This window comes from Massilia sp. DJPM01 (assembly GCF_030348125.1).
Taxonomy (GTDB): domain Bacteria; phylum Pseudomonadota; class Gammaproteobacteria; order Burkholderiales; family Burkholderiaceae_D; genus Telluria_A; species Telluria_A frigida.
On record NZ_JAQOZV010000185.1, the window covers coordinates 1 to 1046 of the forward strand.

The 1046-nt window shown below is 69.7% G+C and carries 1 protein-coding gene; it reads right to left on the reverse strand.

Annotated elements, in window-relative coordinates; all coding sequences use genetic code 11:
• Positions 1-9 precede the first annotated feature (9 nt).
• The coding region (locus tag PO883_RS34535) for a TIGR03088 family PEP-CTERM/XrtA system glycosyltransferase (protein ID WP_289313813.1) at positions 10-1046 on the reverse strand (1037 nt) is incomplete at its 5' end.

Consider the following 1046-nt stretch of genomic DNA (forward strand, 5'->3'; position numbering starts at 1 on the left):
GGCGGAGCGTCAGGAATGCGGCGCCGGCCCCGGGCATGGCCCGTGCGGGTGGGTCAAGCCATCGTAGACACGCAGGTAGCCGCGCGCCATTTCCGGCAGGCTGTGGTTGGCGATGACGTGGCTGCGCGCGCGCATGCCGTGGCGCGCACCCATGTCGGGGATGCGGCAATAGTCGGCGATGGCGGCCGCCATCAGCTCGGGCGCACGGGGCGGCACCAGGATGCCGGTAAAACCCGGATGGACCAGCACCGGATTGCCGCCCACGGCGGTGGCCACCACCGGCAAGCCGCTGGCCATGGCTTCCAGGATGGTGTTGGAACTGCCTTCGGCCAGCGAGGGCAGCACGAACAGGTCCATGGCGCGCAGCAGCTGGGCGATGTCGGTGCGCTCGCCCGGCAGCCAGGCGCGGTGCGCGGCGCCGGCGCGGGTGAGCGTGTCGAGGCAGGTGGCGCGCTGCGGGCCGTCGCCCACGATCAGCAAGCGCATGCGCTGGTGCGCCGGGTGCGGCGAGGCGATCAGGCGCAGGAAGGCTTCGACCAGGGTGCCGTAATCCTTGACTTCATCCATGCGGCCGACGCTGCCGATGACGAAGGCGTTATCCTGCATGAAGCCGGCCGGGCCGACCGCGGCTGGCGGCCCCAGGCGCGGGTGGAACTGGATGCTGTCGACCCCGTTCGAGATGTGCGACACCTTGTCCGGCTCGGCGCCGACGCTATCGATCAGCCAGTGCTCGAGGTCGGCGCTGACGGCGATGAAATGGCCGATCAGCGGACGCAGCAGGCGGCGCAGCAGCTTGTACTTGAGGCGCTTGCCGTACAGGTCGCTCATGTCGCGGCCATGCTCGCCGTGCACGCGCAGCTTGATCCCGGCCAGGGCCGCCACCAGCTGGCCTTCGATGCCGCACAGATTGCGCGTGTGGATCAGGTCCGGCTGCAGCGCACGCAGGGCGCGGAACAGGCGCAGGTAATGGCCCCAATCCTTGCCTTCGCGCTTGTTCAGGCTGATGATCTCGACCCCGCGCGCCTTGATGTGAGCGTGGTAGTCCG